Source organism: Streptomyces sp. NPDC027663 (assembly GCF_055566415.1).
Window position 1 is genome coordinate 243601 of record NZ_JBVHSK010000005.1, and the last position, 16394, is coordinate 259994.

A 16394-nucleotide genomic window follows, 5' to 3' on the forward strand; every position below is an offset into this window, starting at 1 on the left:
TCGCACTACGCTGACCGCACCAGGCCACTCGGGGGGCATCCCATGCAGCCCAATACTCTGCTCGACGCCATCCTGGACGAGGCGGGGATCTCGCACGCCGGTCTCGCCGCCCACGTCAACCAGGCGGGACGCGGACGCGGTCTCGCGCTGCGCTATGAACACACCGCTGTGGCACGGTGGTTGAAGGGGCAGCGGCCCCGCGGCCAGGTGCCCGACCTGATCTGCGAGGTGCTGGCCGCCCGTCTGCACCGGCCCGTCACGCTGGACGACATCGGCCTCGGTGTGCCGGGCCAGCCGAGCACGCCGCACGCCGGTTCGCTGTCCGGCTTCGTGGAGCGGGCCACCGCCCTGTGGCGCTCGGACGAACAGCAACGGCCCCATGTGCTGGGCGCGCAGGCGGTCACCGGCACCCCGGCCGTGATGCCGGTGTGGGAGTGGGAGAACCCGCCCGAGGACGTCGACGTCTCCAGGGGCGGGCGGCACCAGGTCACCGCGGCCGACATCGAGATGCTGCGCGCAGCCCGCACGCACTACGAGCAGATGTACCGGAAGGCGGGCGGTATCGCGACCCGTACGCGGATCGTCGGCTTCCTCAACGCCGAGGCGGCGCCGCTGCTGCGGGGCAGCTACACCGATGCCACCGGACGCCAACTGCACCGGGCCACGGGCGGGTTGGTGGCGGTCGCGGGCATCTGTGCGTACGACTCCGATGCCCACGGGCTCGCCCAGCGCTACTTCCACCAGGCGCTGCGGCTGGCAAAGGCCAGCGGGGACCGCGGACTCGGCGCGTACGTGATCGCTCTCCTGGTCAACCAGGCGCTGTTCATGCGGGAGTACCGGCAGGCCGTCGCCTTCGCCGAGGCGGCGCTGCGGGCGGCCGGCAGACACATCACCCCGGCGCTCGCCTCCGACCTGTACGCGATGCAGGCCAAGGCGTACGCGCACCTCGGTGACGGCGGCAGCGCGCTGTCCTGCATCCGCCGCGCGGAGACGGCGGCCGAGCGGATCCGGCGCGGATACGAGCCGGACGAGACCGGTTACGTGCAGCCGGGGCTCGTCAATGTGCAGGTGGCCGAGGCACTGCTCAGCCTCGGGGAACTCGCCGCCGCGCGGGAGCATGCGGCGGCGGCCGTCGGCAACCCCGCCCACGACCGGGGACGGGTACACCGGCTGGCCATGCTCAGCACCATCGAACTGCGCCAGGGCAACGCCGAGAAGGCGGTGGTCACCGCCGTGCAGATGGCCGAGCAGGCACGCGGGATGGAGTCACAGCGGCTGCGCGACAGACTCCGTGCGGTACGCGAGCACCTGGTGCGCTGCGGCTCGGCCGGCACCGCCGAAGCCGCCGAACTCATCGACGGGGCATTGCGCGTACCGCTGTAGGCCCTCTGTAGGTGCATCGTCCCTGCTGCGATATTGCCACTTACTCGGCGGAAGGTGGCAGAACCGTGCAGTGGACGAAACAGAACGAACAAACTGTGTATGAAAACCGCTGGTTCAGCGTCAATCTCGCAGATGTCGAGCTGCCGGACGGCCGGCACCTGGACCACTTCCTGATCCGGCTGCGCCCTGTGGCCGTGGCCACGGTCGTGAACGAGGCGAACGAGGTGCTGCTGCTGTGGCGGCACCGCTTCATCACCGACAGCTGGGGCTGGGAACTGGCCGCAGGTGTCGTCGAGGACGGCGAGGACATCGCGAGCGCGGCGGCCAGGGAACTGGAGGAGGAGACCGGCTGGCGGCCGGGGCCCCTGCACCACCTCTTGAGCGTGGAGCCGTCCAACGGCCTCACCGACGCCCGGCACCACATCTACTGGTCCGACCGGGGCGAGTACGTGGGACACCCCGTGGACGACTTCGAGTCGGACCGGCGGGAATGGGTCCCTCTCAAGCTCGTTCCCGACCTGATCGCCCGTGGGGAGGTCCCGGCCGCCAACATGGCGGCCGCATTACTCCTGCTGCATCACCTCAGGCTCGCAGAAGGCTAGTGGAGCCCCAGCACCTGCCAGACCGTCACCACGAGCGCGCCGAGCGCGGTCAGCGCGGCGAGCGAGGGCAGCGGCCAGCGTGCATGTTCCAGCGAGGCCATCCGGGAGTTCAGCTCGTCCAGTTCCTTGGCGGTCTCCTCGGTGCGATGACGGAGCAGCGCCAGCCCTCCCTCCACGCGGGTGTAGGCCACGTCGAGGCGGCGCCGTAACTCTGCGAGTTCTCCATGGACCACGGGATGCTCCGGGTCGGCGGTCACGGGTCCGCTCCTTTCGGTAGTCGAATAGGTGGTTCCGCATCCCTTGCATGCGCATGAAGAGTCAACTCGCCTGGTGGGCGCGTGGGGAGCGTGTGCGAAGGGCATATGCGTGCCCGGCGCGCACACGGTGTGTGAAAAAGACGGGCCCGGCACCGAAGTCCGGTGCCGGGCCCGCAGGCGTCGCTCTTCGTAGTCAGCCGTAGGTGTAGAAGCCGGAGCCGGTCTTCCGGCCGAGCCGGCCGGCCTCGACCATGCGCTGCAGCAGCGGGGGAGCGGCGTACAGCGGCTCCTTGTACTCGGCGTACATGGAGTTGGCGATGGAGACGACGGTGTCCAGGCCGATCAGGTCGGACAGCTTCAGCGGGCCCATCGGGTGGGCGCAGCCCATCTCCATGCCGTTGTCGATGTCCTCGCGGCTCGCGATGCCCGACTCGAACATCCGGATCGCGGAAAGCAGGTACGGCACGAGCAGCGCGTTCACGACGAAGCCGGAGCGGTCCTGGGCGCGGATGGCGTGCTTGCCGAGCACCTTCTCGGCGAAGGCCTGGGCGCGGCTGAGGGTGCCCTCGGAGGTGGTGAGCGCCGGGATCAGCTCGACCAGGTTCTGCACCGGGGCCGGGTTGAAGAAGTGGATGCCGACGACGTGGTCCGGGCGGGAGGTGGTGACCGCCAGCTTGACGAGCGGGATCGAGGAGGTGTTGGAGGCCAGGATCGCGTCGGTCCGGGTCACCACCTGATCGAGCACCTGGAAGATCTCGGTCTTCACCTGCTCGTTCTCGACGACGGCCTCGATCACCAGGTCCCGGTCGGCGAACTCGCCGAGGTCGGTGGTGAAGCTCAGGCGTGCCAGTGTGTCGTCCCGGTCCGCCTCGGTGATCTTGCCGCGTTCGGCGGCCTTGCCCAGGGAGTTGTACAGCCGGGTGCGGCCGATCTCCAGGGCCTCGCCGGTGGTTTCGGCGACCTTCACGTCCAGTCCCGCGCGGGCGCACACCTCGGCGATGCCTGCACCCATCTGGCCGCAGCCCACGACTCCGACGCGCTCGATGTCGGTCACATCGTTCCCTTCGCTGTTCTCCGGCTCGCTCGGCAGACCTCCGGGTTCGGCGCCTGCTCCGATCGTGCACGTTACCGCCAAGTATCGATGATCGATCGTCCGGGTGGGGGCATCCTGAACCGCGAAACGATCCGTGACGGAGCGGATCCGGAGCGTATTGGGGGTGTGCGATGGGGCGCATGTCACGCCGGGCCTTCGCGCTGGCCGCGCTGTCCACCCTGGCCACGGCACCACGCGCGGCGGCCGGGGGTGGCCCCGCGACGCCGCCGCGCCCGTCGCGCGCGAGTGCCGAGATGCGGGGCGTCTGGCTCGCCACCGTCGTGAACCGGGACTGGCCCTCGAGGCCCGGTCTCACGGCGAGCGCACAGCGCAAGGAGCTGACCGCCCATCTCGACCGGGCGGTCCGCGACCGCCTCAACACGGTGATCCTGCAGGTGCGGCCCACCGCCGACGCCCTGTGGCCGTCGCCGTACGAGCCCTGGTCCGAGTACCTCACCGGCACCCAGGGCAAGAACCCGGGCTGGGACCCGCTGGGCACGGCCGTCAAGGAGGCCCATGCCCGGGGTCTGCGCCTGCACGCCTGGTTCAATCCGTACCGGATCGCCAACCACACCGACCCCGGCCGGCTGGCCACCTCCCACCCGGCCCGCAAACACCCCGGCTGGGTGGTGCGCCACGGCGGCCGGCTCTACTACAACCCCGGCCTGCCCGAGGTCCGCGCCTTCGTGCAGAAGGCGATCCTCGACGCCGTCGCCCGCTATCCGGTCGACGCGGTCCACTTCGACGACTACTTCTACCCCTACCCGGTCGCCGGGCAGACCTTCGACGACGATGACGCCTACGACCGCTACGGCGGCGCCTTCTCGGGCCGGGCCGCCTGGCGGCGGGACAACGTCGACCGGCTGGTGCAGGAGACGGCGGCCGGGATCAAGCGGGTCAGGCCCGGCACCCGGTTCGGCATCAGCCCCTTCGGCGTGTGGCGCAACGCCTCGACCGACACGCGGGGCTCCGACACGCAGGCGGGTGTCGAGACGTACGACGACCTGCACGCGGACACCCGGAAATGGGTCCGCAAACACTGGATCGACTACATCGTCCCGCAGCTGTACTGGCACATCGGCAATGCCGCCGCCGACTACGCGAAGCTCGTCGACTGGTGGGCCGAGGTCGCCGAGGGGACCAAGACGCACCTCTACGTCGGGGAGGCCCTGTACCGGGCCGGCGCCGCCGGGCAGCCGGCGGCCTGGCGGGACCCGGTCGAGCTGTCCCGGCACCTCACCCTCGCCGCCGGATATCCGCAGGTGCGCGGGCACGTGTTCTTCGCCGCCAGGGACCTGGCGGCCGATCCGGTCGGGGCGATGGCACGGGTGGTCGCCGACCACTACCCGGGGCCGGCGAGACCACCGCGCTGACCTACTGCTGTTGCCGTTCGTCCTGGTGCCGGACCTCGCAGTCGGGCCCGGGGGACATCACGGCCTCGCGCCCGTCCGGGAAACGGACGCGGTAGGGCGGGTTGCCCTCCTGGCCCATCACCTCGACGACTTCCGTGACCTGGTCGTGTTGGCCGACCACCCTGCCGTGCTGGACAAGCCGGTCGCCCTTGGATGCGCGCATCTGACAGGCCCTCCTCACGATCACGACCGCTGCGTGACGGCGATGCACACGAGCACGGCCACGGCGGTCAGGGGAGCGGCCACCGTGGAGTGCTCGCCCAGCAGCAGCGCCGACCACACCAGTGTGAGCAGGGGCTGGGCCAACTGCAACTGGCTGGCCCGGGGGATGCCGATGGCCGCCATCCCCCGGTACCAGAGGAGCAGCCCGAGGAAGGTCGAACCGACCGCGACCCACATCAGGCCCACCACGCCGTGGGCGGTCGGCTGCACCGGCTCGTACGCCAGGGCAACGGCTGCGGCGGGCACGGTCAGCGGCAGGCACAGCACCAGTGCCCAGCCGATGACCTGCCAGCCCGGCATGACCCGGGCCAGCCGGCCGCCCTCGGTGTAACCGGCCGCGCACACGAGCAGCGCCCCGAACAGGTATCCGTCGGCCGCGGTGAGCGCGCCGCCGCTCTGGGCGACGGTGAAGGCGAGCACGGCTGCCGCGCCGGCGACCGCGGCGAGCCAGAAGCGCCGGGAGGGGCGGGACCCCGTGCGCAGGGCCGAGAACACGGCGGTGGTCAGCGGCAGCAGCCCCACCACGACGGCCGCGTGCGCGGTGGTGGACGTCTGCAGGGCGAGCGTGGTCAGCAGCGGGAAGCCCAGCACCACTCCGGCGGCGACCACGGCAAGACCGGCGAGATGCCCCCGCGCCGGAAGCCCTGCCCTGCCCCCCGCTCGGCTTCGCTCGCGCGGGACCCCGACAGCGAGCAGACAGCCGCCGGCGACGACCGCGGCGAGGACACCGCGCACCGCCACGAGCGACCAGGGTCCGAAGCTCTCCAGGGCCCAGGCGGTCGACGGGAAGGTCAGCGAGAAGGCGACCACGCCCAGGGCGGCCTGCAGGGTGCCCAGGCCGTGGACCTCCCTCTGCGAGGTGACTGCTATCGGGCTCGCGGTAGTAGCGCTACTCTGGCTTCTCATGCAACAGCGTAGCAGTGTGGCCGAACTGGCAGAACAGTTGCGGCAAGAGCTGGATCGCTACTCACCAGGTGGAAAGCTGCCGTCGAGCCGGGAGCTGGTCGAGCGGTTCCGGGTGAGCCCGGTGACCGTCTCGCGGGCCCTCGCCCGGCTCGCCGCCGAGGGCCTGGTGGTCACCCGGCCCGGCGCCGGAGCCTTCCGGGCCCGGCCGCACCCCGCGCAGACACCCGCCGGCGACACCTCCTGGCAGGAGGTCGCGCTGAGCGCCGACAGTGCCGCGGACCTCGTGCCGCGCACGGTGGACGCCTCCGGTGTCACGGTCTCGCTGGCCGCGCCGGCCCCCGGCGTGCTGGAGTTCAACGGCGGCTATCTGCACCCCTCGCTCCAGCCGGAGCGGGCCATGGCGGCGGCCCTGGCCCGGGCCGGCCGGCGGCCCGGCGCCTGGGCGCGGCCGCCGCTGGAGGGGCTGCCGGAACTGCGGGAGTGGTTCGCGCGCTCAATCGGCGGGGCCGTCACGGCGGCCGAGGTGCTGATCGCGGCGGGCGGCCAGTCCGCGCTGGCCACCGCCCTGCGCGCGCTCGCCCCGCCCGGCGCCCCGGTGCTCGTGGAGTCGCCCACCTACCCGGGCATGCTGGCCCTCGCCCGCGCGGCCGGCCTGCGGCCCGTCCCGGTGCCCGTGGACCCCGACGGGGTGCGGCCCGGCCTGCTGGCGGACGCCTTCCGGGCCACCGGTGCCCGGGTCTTCGTCTGCCAGCCGCTGTTCCAGAACCCGACCGGCGCCGTGCTGGCTCCCGACCGGCGGGGCGAGGTGCTGCGCATCGCCCGCGAGGCCGGCGCGTTCGTCGTCGAGGACGACTTCGTCCGCCGGCTCGTGCACGCCGACGCCGGACCGCTGCCCCGCCCGCTGGCCGCCGACGACCCGGACGGCGTGGTCGTGCACGTCGGCTCGCTGACCAAGGCGACCTCGCCCAGCTTCCGGGTGAGCGCGCTCGCCGCACACGGACCGGTGCTCGAACGCCTGCGCGCCATCCAGGTCGTGGACACCTTCTTCGTTCCCCGGCCGTTGCAGGAGGCCGCCCTGGAACTCGTCGGGTCCCCGGCCTGGCCCCGCCATCTGCGCGCGCTCTCCGCCGAGCTGAAGACCCGGCGCGACGCCATGACCGGCGCGCTCGCCCGGCAGCTGCCCGAACTCGCCCTGCCGCACATCCCCTGTGGCGGCTACCACCTGTGGCTGCGCCTGCCCGAGGGCGCCGACGAGTCCGCCCTGGCCGTGGCGGCCCTGCGCGCCGGCGTCGCCCTCACCCCCGGCCGTCCCTACTTCAGCGCCGAACCCCCCGGCGCCCACCTGCGCCTGAGCTTCGCGGCGGTGGCCGGAACGGGAGAGATCATGGAAGGCGTACGACGGCTGCGGGCGGCCTGTGACGAGGTGCGAAACGGGGTCGTGCCGGACCGGGTGGACCTGTGAGGATCATCGTATGAGCGATATACCTGACCTTCCCGAGGGGTACGAGTTCTCCGCCGACTCCGACCGCGTGGACGTCGACCGTGTCCACGGCTGGCTGTCGGCCGACGCGTACTGGGCGATCGGGCGGCCGCGTGAGCAGCACGAGCGGGCGATGGCGTCCTCGCTGAACTTCGGGGTCTATGCGACGGCGACGGGGGAGCAGGTGGCGTTCGCCCGCGTGGTCACCGACCAGGCGCTGTTCGCCTGGCTCGCCGATGTGTACGTCGACCCGTCGGTGCGCGGCATGGGCATCGGCACGGCGTTCGTCGGGCGTATCCGCGACCACTTGGCGCCCTGGGGGCTGCGCCGGCTGATGCTGGCGACGGAGGACGCGCACGAGGTCTACCGGAAGTTGGGCTTCCGGCCGCTGGACCGTCCCGGGCAGTGGATGATCCACAGCTTCGGTCAAGCGGGCGCCAACTGATCAGAGGTCCCTGGTAACTCCCAGGTAACACCTCTTGACCTGCTCTCCGCGGCGGCTCACCATCACCGCATGCCACTGAGGGTGACGTTCGTCGCCGCGGCGCGCAGTGCCCCGCTGCTCGCCGAGCGCTTCGAGGACGACCGGCCGCTGGACCAGGCGGGCTGGGACGAGGTGCAGCGCGTCGCCGGGGAACTGGTCCCGCTCGCGGCGGCCGAGCTGCGCTACTGCTCGCCGACGCCGCGCAGCCGGGCCACGGGCGACGCCCTGGGGTACGCCCCGCTGGTGCAGCCGGCGCTCCGCGACTGCGGCATGGGCCGCTGGCGCGGGCTGACGCTGGGCGAGGCGATGGCCCGGGAGCCGCAGGCGGTGGACGCCTGGCTGGCCGACCCGCGGTCCACCCCGCACGGCGGCGAGTCGCTGCTGGCGTTCATCTCGCGGGTCGGGGGCTGGCTGGACACCCGGCCGGCGGACGACGGCGGCCGGATCGTCGCGGTGGCCGAGCCCTCCGTGATCCGCGCGGCCCTGGTCTATGCGCTCAAGGCGCCTCCCACGACCTACTGGAACATCGACGTCCGCCCGCTCTCCTCGACCACGGTCACCGGCCGCTCGGGCCGCTGGAACCTCCGCCTCGAGGGGGCCGGCGCTCAGCCCTCGCGCACGTAGTCGGTGGTCAGGACCAGGTCCTTCGCCGGGCCGCCGACCCGCCACACCGTGCGCCAGTGGTCGGCGTCGCGGACGGTGAACTCGCCCCGGTAGAGGTCCGCCGCGCACGGGTGGTCGGCGACGTACCGGCCCGCGGTCAGGTCCAGCTCGTGGAAGGGCCGCCCGTCCGCGAACCGCACGTCCGCGCTGCCCGCCGTGGGCCCCGGCAGGAACCGCAGTGTCCGCGTGGCCGGCCGCGTCACGCCCTGCCAGGTGAAAGTGCCGGACTCCTCGTACAGCAGCCCGCCGTCCGGCAGCGCGCGGAAGACGGTCACGCCGGTGAAGTGCCCGTGGTCCCCGCCGGCGAGATCCCGCACGCTGCGCTCGACGCGCCAGCGGCCGGCCAGATGTGCCAACAGGTCCGGTACCGGCCAGTACTCGTCCATCACCGCGCCTTCCGCCGTGGGTTCCGGCTATCGTCCCGGTTCCGTCCGTGGGCCTGGTTCCGTCCGTGGGCCTGGTTCCGGCCATGGCCGGGGCCCGGCCGTGAGCCCGGTTCCGGCCGCGGGTCCGGTTCCGGCCGTGGGCCCGGGCCCGACTATCGTCCCGGGGCCGGCCATCGTCCCGGGTCCGGCCGCGGGCCCGGATCGGGCCATCGGGCCGTCATGCCGGGTCCCCTCAAGGCCGAGCGTGCCGCGTGCTCACACCCCGAAATACTTCTGCGCCGCCCGGACGCCGTCCACCAGTGCGTCCACCTCCGCCGGCGTGTTGTAGACGTAGAAGCTCGCCCGGGTCGTCGCCGGGATGCCGTACCGCTTGACGATCGGCCGCGCGCAGTGGTGGCCGACGCGGACGGCGATGCCCCGCTCGTCCAGGACCTGGCCGACGTCGTGCGGGTGGATGCCGTCGACCGTGAAGGAGACGGCCGAGCCGCGGCCGGTGAGGCCGGCGGGGCCGACCACCCGGACCCCGGGCACCTCGGCGAGCAGCTCCAGCGCGCGGGCGGTGAGCGTGTCCTCGTACGCCGCCACCTCGGCCATGCCCAGCCGCTCCAGGTACTCCACCGCCGCCGCGAGGCCCACCGCCTGCGCGGTCATCGGCACGCCCGCCTCGAAGCGCTGCGGCGGCGGCAGGAAGGTGGTGCGGTCCATCTCCACGATCTCGATCATCGAGCCGCCGGTGAGGAACGGCGGCAGGCCGGCGAGCAGCTCCGCGCGGCCCCACAGGACACCGATGCCGCTGGGGCCGAGCATCTTGTGCCCGGAGAAGGCGAGGAAGTCCGCACCCAGCTCCCGCACGTCGACCGGGCGGTGCGGCACGGACTGGGCGCCGTCCACGACCACCAGCGCGCCACAGGCGTGGGCCCGGTCGGCGAGTTCCCGGACCGGGTTGAGCGTGCCGAGGACGTTGGACTGGTGGGTGAGGGCGAGCACCTTGGTGCGCTCGTCCAGCAGTTCGTCCACCCGGGAGAGGTCGAGCCGGCCCTCGTCGGTGAGGCCGAACCAGTCCAGCGTGGCGCCGGTCCGCCGGGCGAGCTGCTGCCAGGGGACCAGGTTCGCGTGGTGCTCCATCTCCGTCACCACGATCCGGTCGCCGGGGCCCAGCCGGCCGGCGTCGCCCAGCGCGTAGGCGACGAGGTTGATGCCCTCGGTGGTGTTCTTGGTGAAGACCACCTCGTCGTCGGCCGCGCCGATGAACCGGGCGACCGTGTGCCGGGCGTCCTCGTACGCCTCCGTCGCCTCGCCCGCCAGCTGGTGCGCCCCGCGGTGCACGGCCGCGTTGCGCGTGAGGTAGAAGTCCCGCTCGGCGTCCAGGACCTGGAGGGGCTTCTGGGTGGTCGCCCCGGAGTCCAGGTACACGAGCGGGGCGCCGCTCGCCGTCGTCCGCTCCAGGATCGGGAAGTCCTTGCGCAGCGCGTCCACGTCGAAGCCCACGACGGCTCACCTCTCACGGTTTCGTACTCGATTCTCCGTTAGGCACGGTAAGCCCTCCTCACGGAGAACTGCAAGAATTGGCATGAGAACCGGCTATGATGGGAGCCGTGGATCACGAGGCCCCCGTCTATCTGCACCAGCTCCCGGTCCCCGGCGAGGACCGGTACGCCTCGCTCGCGCTGGTCAACACCCGGTTCACCGTCAGTCACGGCCTGGTCGACCTCCTGGACGACACCGAGGCCGCGCATCTGTGGCTCGTCCGGCACGAGTTGCTGCCCGACCGGGTCGCCCTGAACGGCAGGCAGTCCGGCCGGCTGCGCGCGCTCCGCGAGGCGCTGCGCGCCCTCTTCGCGGCCCGGGCCGGCGGAGCGCAGCCGCCCGCCGACGCGCTCGACACCATCAACGTCACGCTCGCCGCAGCCCCCGCCACGCCCCGGCTGGCCTGGACCGCCGACGGCCCCCGCCGCGCCGACGTCCCCGACCCGGGCAACCCGGCCGCCGCCGCACTCTCGCTGCTCGCCGAGGACGCCGCCGACCTGCTCACCGGCACCGAGGCGGACCAGCTCACCGAGTGCGCGGCGCAGGGCTGCGCCCGCTGGTTCCTGCGCTCCCACGGCGCCCGCCGCTGGTGCACGACCAAGTGCGGCAACCGGGTCCGGGCCGCCCGCGCGTACGCGGCCCGCAAGGCCGGTTCACCTTGAGCACATCTCCCGGAAATCCAAAGTTCTCCGGGAGGTCATGAAATTCACGCGGTGTTTCCCGTATTCGGAAGAAGTCGCCTCACTTCCGGGTGAGCGCACAACCAACCGGAATCACGCTCCGTCTAAGTCGGCGAATCAATGGGGCACACATTCTGTGAGGACCGCCGAAAATGCACCGCAGTACTCAGCCCGGCGAAAGCGGCATTGCACCCGGGAACGCGCGACGACACCCCGACAGGGCCGGGGTGTGAAATCGATGCCCCGGCCGGGGCAGGCCGCCGCCCTGCTGGCCGCGGCCGCCGCCGTCGCCGCCTTCTGCGCCGGTGACGTACTGGCCCGCAGCTACCCCTTCGGCCCCCGCACCCGCAGCGTCAGCGACCTGGGCAACCAGTACGTGCCCTTCCACGCCCACCTGAGGGACCTGCTGCACGGCAGGGCCGACGGCGGCCTTCTCGTCAACTGGCAGTCCGGATACGGCTCCAGCTTCCTGCCCGACCTCGGCACCTACCTCGGCAGCCCGTTCGCCCTGCTGGTAGCCCTCTTCCCGCGCGACGAGATCGACCTCGCGGTGTACGTGATCACCGCCCTGAAGATCGCCTGTGCCGCCGCGGCCATGGCCTGGCTGCTGCTCACCCTGCGGCCCGGCCGCTGGTGGGCGGCGGGCCTGCTCGGCGCCTCGTACGCGCTGTGCGGCTGGACCGTCGCCGACGCCGACTACAACCCGATGTGGCTCGACGGCCTCATCGCCCTGCCGCTGCTCTGCCTGGTCGGTGAATGGGCGCACACCGGACGCCGGCGGCTGCTCGGCGTCCTGATCGTCGCCCTCGCCTGGACCGCCAACTTCTACACCGCCTACATGGCCACCCTCGGCGCCGCCCTGGTCCTGCTGCTGCGCCTCCTGCTCGACCGTCCGCCGCCGCGCCGGGCCCTCGCCACGGCCGGCCGCGCCGCGCTCACCACGGCCCTCGGTGTGGGCCTCGCCGCCCCGCTCGTCACGGTCGTCTACTTCGGCACCGGACACGCCCACCCGGGCCGGGAGCGCCGGTTCGGCCCCGTCCCGACCGAGGACGTCCTGGCCAGACTGCTGCCGACGACGTACGGCTTCGGCTCCCCGGCCCTCTACGTCGGCATCACCGCCCTGCTGCTCGCCCTCGCCCTGCCCTTCCACCGGGCGGTCCCCGGCCGGGTCCGCGCGGGCTGGACGGCCCTGGTGCTCGCCGTGGCCCTGTCCCTCCAGTGGGCCCCGACCCATCTGCTCTGGCACGCCTTCGCCACCCCGCAGGGCAGCACCTACCGGCAGACGTTCGTCCTGTGCGGGCTGCTCGTCATCGCCGCCTGGCAGGCACTGTCCCACGGCCCGCCCGACCGCCGGGCCCTCGGTGCCGCGACCGCACTGCTCGCCCTGATCACGGCCGTCGCCGGCCGCAGCGGCCTGGTGCGGATCTTCACCTGGCCGGTGCTGCTGCTCGCCGTCGCCTGCGCCGTGGGCGGGCTCGTCCTCCTGGCCCGCTCCGGGCAGCGCGGCCGGCTCGCCGGGCTGGCCGTCGTACTCCTGCTGGGCGCGCAGATCGGGGAGAGCGCCGCCACCTCCGCCGTCGCCACCCGGCTGCGCCTCGGCCACCTGGACGACTACGCGCCCTGGGGCGAACGGCAGGACCGGCAGGCCGCCTTGATCGCCGAGGCGGACGGCTGGCCGCGGTACCGCACCGACCCCGGCCGCGAGCAGACCGTGGGCAACGACCCGATGCTGGTGGGCGGTCAGGGCGCCCAGTACTACAGCAGCCTGACCTCCGACGTCCTCAGCCGCACCCTCACCGCGCTCGGCGACGGGTGGACCTCGCGCGGGCGGAGCGTGCAGAGCCTGGACAACGCCGTCACCGACGTCGTCTTCTCCGTCGGCGCGCGGGTGCACTCACCGCCCGACCCGCACCAGAAACACGTGCCGCCGGCCGAGACCCCGGCGACCCTGACCCGGCGGGACGTCCCGCCCCTGGTGACGGTGCGGCCAGCCCCGGACCCCCGGCCCTTCGGCCCGTCGCCCTACCGCAACCAGGAGATCCTGCTGGGCAGCCGCGTCTACACCGTGCCCCGGATCGCCGTGCAGGACGACACCGGGAAGCCGGTCCCCTCGCGCCGGGTCGGCTCGGGGAAGGCCCTGACCGGGCCGGCGATCACCGCCCGCTGCCCGGCCGGGACCCAGGTGTACCTGTGGGCCCCGCACTACGCCGGCACCGCCCGGCTCGCCGGCGGCGGCGCCGGCGCGATCTTCCGGTTCGAGCACCCGCGCAACCGTGCCGCCATGGCACCGCTCGGCACGGCCCCCGCCTCCGGCCGGCTGCGGATCCGGCTGACCCCCAAGCTGCCCGGCCGGATCCCGCCCGGCGCGATCGGCTGCCTCGACACCGCCCGGCTGCGCACCGCCGCCGCGCACCTCAAGTCCGGCGGGGCCACGCACGTCAGCGTCTCCGACGGCACCGTGCGGGCCGAACTGCCCGCCGGCAGCACCGGCATCGCCGTCGTCGCCATGCCCCGGATCGCCGGCTGGCGGTGCGCGACCGGCGACGGCCCGGCCCGGCCCGCGGGGGAGTACCACGGCCTGGTCTCCGTCCCCCTCCACGGCACGCCGACCACCCTGACCTGCACCTTCCACCCACCCGGCCTGCGGCTGGGCACGACCGTCGGGGCCGCCTCGCTGCTCACCCTCGTCCTGCTCACCGCCCTCACCGCCGTCCGTCGCCGGCGCGCCCCGGCGCCGCCCACGACCACGTCACCGCGCGAGCGCGTGACCACCGCTCTCTGACCGCGCCCAGGGGGGACCCGCCATGCTGATATCCATCGTCGCGCCCTGCTACAACGAGGAAGACGTCCTCGCCCGCTTCCACGACGAGATCCAGAAGGTCGCCGAGGAACTGCTGCCCCTCGGCCACGACATGGAGTTCGTCTACGTGGACGACGGCAGCCGGGACCGCACGCTCGCCGTCCTGAAGCACCTCGCGGACCGCGACGCCCGGGTGCGCTACGTCTCCTTCAGCCGCAACTTCGGCAAGGAGGCGGCCCTGCTCGCCGGCCTGCGCAACGCCTCCGGCGACTCGGTGATCGTCATGGACGCCGACCTGCAGCACCCGCCGCACCTGGTCAAGCGCATGGTGGAACTGCGCGAACAGGGCCACGAACAGGTCATCGCCAAGCGCACCCGCACCGGTGACCGGCTCACCCGGACCCTCACCGCGCGGCTGTACTACCGGCTCGTCAACCGCCTGGTCGACGTCGAACTCGCGGACGGCGTCGGGGACTTCCGCCTCCTGTCGCGTCGGGTGGTGGACGCGGTGCTGGGCCTCACCGAGTACAACCGCTTCTCCAAGGGCCTGTTCGCCTGGGTGGGCTTCCCGAGCGTCACCTTCGAGTACCGGAACGTCGCCCGCGAGGCAGGCCGCAGCTCCTGGAACCTGCGCGGGCTGCTCAACTACGGCCTCGACGGCCTGCTCTCCTTCAACAACCGCCCGCTGCGCGCCGCGCTCTGGCTCGGCATGGGCCTGCTGCTGTGCGCGGGCCTGTACACCGCCTGGATCGTGGGCGCGGCGCTCGTCAACGGCGTCCAGACACCCGGCTATGTGACCATCATCACCGCCGTGACCGCCCTCGCGGGCGTTCAGATGGTCATGCTGGGAGTCATCGGGGAGTACACCGGCCGCATCTACTACGAGGTGAAGGGGCGCCCGCACTTCCTGGTGAAGGCGACCAATGTGGAACGGACGAAAGATCTCATCCCCTGATGCGGCAGATTCTCACCTTCGGCGCGGTCGGTGTCGTCAACACGGCGGCCTACTACTTTCTTTACCTGCTTTTTCTGACCGCTTTCCCTTATCTGGCCGCACATGTTGTGGCATTCGCGCTCAGCATGGTCGGTTCCTTTTTCCTGAACGCGCGCTTCACCTACCGGACGCGGCCCACCTGGCGTAAATTCCTGCTGTTCCCGCTGACGAACGTCACCAATTTTTTGATCACCACCGCGGGTGTGTACGTGATCGTGGACGTCCTGCACGCCGGCAGTCGCTTCGCCCCGCTGCTCGCCTCGGCGGCGGCCATCCCGGTCACCTTCGTCGTCTCGCGCCGGGTCATGCTCCCCGGTGCCGAGGGCAAGTCGATTGCATAAACGTGCAGCGATACGTATAGTCATGCCATCCAGAGGAGGATGGACATGGCAGTACGTGCGGCGGTGGCCGGAGCGAGCGGATACGCGGGCGGAGAACTCCTGCGTCTGCTCCTCGCACACCCCGAGGTCGAGATCGGCGCCCTGACCGGACACTCCAACGCCGGCCAGCGGCTCGGCGCGCTGCAGCCGCATCTGCTGCCGCTGGCCGACCGCGTCCTCGACGAGACCACGCCCGAGGTGCTCGCCGGGCAGGGCCGTCGGCATGACGTCGTCTTCCTGGCGCTGCCGCACGGGCAGTCCGCCGCCGTCGCCGAGCAGCTCGGCCCGGACGTCCTCGTGGTCGACATGGGCGCCGACTTCCGGCTGAAGGACCCGGCCGACTGGGAGACGTTCTACGGCTCCCCGCACGCCGGCACCTGGCCCTACGGCCTCCCCGAACTTCCGGGTGCCCGCGCCGCGCTGGAGGGGTCCAAGCGCATCGCGGTGCCCGGTTGCTACCCGACCGCCGTCTCCCTCGCCCTGTACCCGGCGTACGCGGCGGGACTCGCCGAGCCCGAGGCGGTGATCGTCGCCGCGTCCGGCACCTCCGGCGCGGGCAAGGCGCCCAAGCCGCACCTGCTCGGCAGCGAGGTCATGGGCTCCATGTCGCCGTACGGCGTCGGCGGCGGCCACCGGCACACCCCCGAGATGATCCAGAACCTCAGCGGGGCGGCGGGGGAGCGGGTCTCGGTCTCCTTCACGCCGACCCTGGCCCCGATGCCGCGCGGGATCCTGGCCACGTGCAGTGCGTCCGCCGTCGCGGGGGTGACGGCCGAGTCCGTCCGCGCCGCGTACGAGAAGGCCTACGCCGACGAACCCTTCGTCCATCTGCTTCCCGAGGGCCAGTGGCCGGCGACGGCGTCCGTCCACGGTTCCAACGCCGTTCAGGTGCAGGTCGCGTACGACGCCGCCGTAGGCCGCATCATCGCGATCAGCGCCATCGACAACCTGACCAAGGGCACCGCGGGCGGTGCCGTCCAGAGCATGAACATCGCCCTGGGTCTTCCCGAGACCACCGGGCTTTCCACGATCGGAGTCGCACCGTGAGCGACGCGCGTGCAGCCGTCGGGCCGCAGACGACGATGGCCGCACCGCTGCGCTGCAGGGGCGGCCATGACATCAGCC

17 protein-coding genes are annotated in these 16394 nt (G+C 72.5%); 11 read left to right on the forward strand and 6 right to left on the reverse strand.

The genetic code is table 11. The annotated features are described in order from the left end of the window. The first annotated feature begins 42 nt into the window (after window positions 1-42). Together ACZ4SF_RS16600 and ACZ4SF_RS16605 are read left to right on the forward strand one after the other, a co-directional pair. Complete coding sequence (locus ACZ4SF_RS16600) at window positions 43-1383, forward strand: transcriptional regulator (RefSeq protein WP_468384265.1); 1341 nt, start codon at window positions 43-45, stop codon at window positions 1381-1383. A gap of 65 nt (window positions 1384-1448) precedes the next feature. Further along, window positions 1449-1985 carry an NUDIX hydrolase gene (locus ACZ4SF_RS16605; RefSeq protein WP_468384268.1) on the forward strand — a complete coding sequence of 179 codons (537 nt, stop codon included), beginning with the start codon at window positions 1449-1451 and terminating at the stop codon, window positions 1983-1985. On the opposite strand, the gene ACZ4SF_RS16610 is transcribed toward ACZ4SF_RS16605, so the two are convergent. Next, the gene (locus ACZ4SF_RS16610) at window positions 1982-2242 is read right to left on the reverse strand and encodes a hypothetical protein (protein WP_468384271.1); all 261 of its coding nucleotides are present in this window, start codon (window positions 2240-2242) and stop codon (window positions 1982-1984) included. The genes ACZ4SF_RS16605 and ACZ4SF_RS16610 overlap by 4 nt on opposite strands. A gap of 193 nt (window positions 2243-2435) precedes the next feature. Beyond that, complete coding sequence (locus ACZ4SF_RS16615) at window positions 2436-3296, reverse strand: 3-hydroxybutyryl-CoA dehydrogenase (protein ID WP_468384274.1); 861 nt, start codon at window positions 3294-3296, stop codon at window positions 2436-2438. A 170-nt stretch (window positions 3297-3466) separates the two neighbouring features. Between ACZ4SF_RS16615 and ACZ4SF_RS16620 the strand changes: the two genes are divergently transcribed. Further along, window positions 3467-4708: a glycoside hydrolase family 10-like protein gene (locus ACZ4SF_RS16620; protein WP_468384277.1), complete on the forward strand. Its 1242-nt coding sequence runs from the start codon at window positions 3467-3469 to the stop codon at window positions 4706-4708. Window position 4709: 1 nt separating this feature from the next. Here the strand turns inward: ACZ4SF_RS16620 and ACZ4SF_RS16625 are convergent, their stop codons facing one another. Both ACZ4SF_RS16625 and ACZ4SF_RS16630 read right to left on the reverse strand, forming a co-directional pair. Continuing rightward, on the reverse strand, window positions 4710-4910 hold the full coding sequence (locus ACZ4SF_RS16625) for a DUF1918 domain-containing protein (RefSeq protein ID WP_468384280.1): 201 nt from the start codon (window positions 4908-4910) through the stop codon (window positions 4710-4712). A 20-nt stretch (window positions 4911-4930) separates the two neighbouring features. Then, window positions 4931-5875, reverse strand: coding sequence for a DMT family transporter (locus tag ACZ4SF_RS16630; protein ID WP_468384283.1), 945 nt, complete (start codon window positions 5873-5875; stop codon window positions 4931-4933). Here ACZ4SF_RS16630 and ACZ4SF_RS16635 point away from each other — a divergent pair. The 3 genes from ACZ4SF_RS16635 to ACZ4SF_RS16645 all read left to right on the forward strand — a co-directional run bounded on the left by ACZ4SF_RS16635 (window position 5874) and on the right by ACZ4SF_RS16645 (window position 8463). After that, a complete protein-coding gene (locus ACZ4SF_RS16635; RefSeq protein ID WP_468384286.1) occupies window positions 5874-7337 on the forward strand; it encodes an aminotransferase-like domain-containing protein in 1464 nt (487 codons plus the stop codon). The two genes, ACZ4SF_RS16630 and ACZ4SF_RS16635, sit on opposite strands and share 2 nt — an antisense overlap. 10 nt (window positions 7338-7347) lie before the next feature. Further along, on the forward strand, window positions 7348-7800 hold the full coding sequence (locus tag ACZ4SF_RS16640; RefSeq protein ID WP_468384289.1) for a GNAT family N-acetyltransferase: 453 nt from the start codon (window positions 7348-7350) through the stop codon (window positions 7798-7800). 69 nt (window positions 7801-7869) lie between these two features. Beyond that, complete coding sequence (locus tag ACZ4SF_RS16645) at window positions 7870-8463, forward strand: histidine phosphatase family protein (RefSeq protein WP_468384292.1); 594 nt, start codon at window positions 7870-7872, stop codon at window positions 8461-8463. Here the strand turns inward: ACZ4SF_RS16645 and ACZ4SF_RS16650 are convergent. Together ACZ4SF_RS16650 and ACZ4SF_RS16655 are read right to left on the reverse strand one after the other, a co-directional pair. After that, complete coding sequence (locus tag ACZ4SF_RS16650) at window positions 8445-8888, reverse strand: DUF6314 family protein (RefSeq protein ID WP_468384295.1); 444 nt, start codon at window positions 8886-8888, stop codon at window positions 8445-8447. The genes ACZ4SF_RS16645 and ACZ4SF_RS16650 overlap by 19 nt on opposite strands. Before the next feature lie 255 nt (window positions 8889-9143). Further along, a complete protein-coding gene (locus ACZ4SF_RS16655; RefSeq protein ID WP_468384298.1) occupies window positions 9144-10376 on the reverse strand; it encodes a cysteine desulfurase in 1233 nt (410 codons plus the stop codon). Window positions 10377-10474: 98 nt separating this feature from the next. On the opposite strand from ACZ4SF_RS16655, the gene ACZ4SF_RS16660 reads away from it, so the two are divergent. From ACZ4SF_RS16660 to argC, 5 genes are all read left to right on the forward strand, one after another. Then, entirely contained in the window at window positions 10475-11077 is a 603-nt protein-coding gene (locus ACZ4SF_RS16660) for an ABATE domain-containing protein (RefSeq protein ID WP_468384855.1), read from the forward strand. A gap of 256 nt (window positions 11078-11333) precedes the next feature. Next, window positions 11334-13877, forward strand: coding sequence for a YfhO family protein (locus tag ACZ4SF_RS16665; protein WP_468384301.1), 2544 nt, complete (start codon window positions 11334-11336; stop codon window positions 13875-13877). 22 nt (window positions 13878-13899) lie between these two features. Continuing rightward, window positions 13900-14850: a glycosyltransferase family 2 protein gene (locus tag ACZ4SF_RS16670; RefSeq protein ID WP_468384304.1), complete on the forward strand. Its 951-nt coding sequence runs from the start codon at window positions 13900-13902 to the stop codon at window positions 14848-14850. Beyond that, window positions 14850-15230 carry a GtrA family protein gene (locus ACZ4SF_RS16675; protein ID WP_468384307.1) on the forward strand — a complete coding sequence of 127 codons (381 nt, stop codon included), beginning with the start codon at window positions 14850-14852 and terminating at the stop codon, window positions 15228-15230. The genes ACZ4SF_RS16670 and ACZ4SF_RS16675 overlap by 1 nt, the downstream gene beginning before the upstream one ends. Window positions 15231-15275: 45 nt before the next feature. Beyond that, on the forward strand, window positions 15276-16316 hold the full coding sequence (gene argC, locus ACZ4SF_RS16680) for an N-acetyl-gamma-glutamyl-phosphate reductase (RefSeq protein ID WP_468384309.1): 1041 nt from the start codon (window positions 15276-15278) through the stop codon (window positions 16314-16316). Window positions 16317-16394: the final 78 nt, after the last annotated feature.

Bases quoted from the DNA above. Each gene is read 5' to 3' on its own strand.
- ACZ4SF_RS16640 (WP_468384289.1), top strand. From the start codon at position 7,348: ATGAGCGATATACCTGACCTTCCCGAGGGGTACGAGTTCTCCGCCGAC.
- ACZ4SF_RS16600 (WP_468384265.1), top strand. From the start codon at position 43: ATGCAGCCCAATACTCTGCTCGACGCCATCCTGGACGAGGCGGGGATC.
- ACZ4SF_RS16670 (WP_468384304.1), top strand. From the start codon at position 13,900: ATGCTGATATCCATCGTCGCGCCCTGCTACAACGAGGAAGACGTCCTC.
- argC (WP_468384309.1), top strand. From the start codon at position 15,276: ATGGCAGTACGTGCGGCGGTGGCCGGAGCGAGCGGATACGCGGGCGGA.
- ACZ4SF_RS16620 (WP_468384277.1), top strand. From the start codon at position 3,467: ATGGGGCGCATGTCACGCCGGGCCTTCGCGCTGGCCGCGCTGTCCACC.
- ACZ4SF_RS16645 (WP_468384292.1), top strand. From the start codon at position 7,870: ATGCCACTGAGGGTGACGTTCGTCGCCGCGGCGCGCAGTGCCCCGCTG.
- ACZ4SF_RS16625 (WP_468384280.1), bottom strand. From the start codon at position 4,910: ATGCGCGCATCCAAGGGCGACCGGCTTGTCCAGCACGGCAGGGTGGTC.
- ACZ4SF_RS16630 (WP_468384283.1), bottom strand. From the start codon at position 5,875: ATGAGAAGCCAGAGTAGCGCTACTACCGCGAGCCCGATAGCAGTCACC.
- ACZ4SF_RS16665 (WP_468384301.1), top strand. From the start codon at position 11,334: ATGCCCCGGCCGGGGCAGGCCGCCGCCCTGCTGGCCGCGGCCGCCGCC.
- ACZ4SF_RS16660 (WP_468384855.1), top strand. From the start codon at position 10,475: ATGGGAGCCGTGGATCACGAGGCCCCCGTCTATCTGCACCAGCTCCCG.
- ACZ4SF_RS16650 (WP_468384295.1), bottom strand. From the start codon at position 8,888: ATGGACGAGTACTGGCCGGTACCGGACCTGTTGGCACATCTGGCCGGC.
- ACZ4SF_RS16635 (WP_468384286.1), top strand. From the start codon at position 5,874: ATGCAACAGCGTAGCAGTGTGGCCGAACTGGCAGAACAGTTGCGGCAA.
- ACZ4SF_RS16675 (WP_468384307.1), top strand. From the start codon at position 14,850: ATGCGGCAGATTCTCACCTTCGGCGCGGTCGGTGTCGTCAACACGGCG.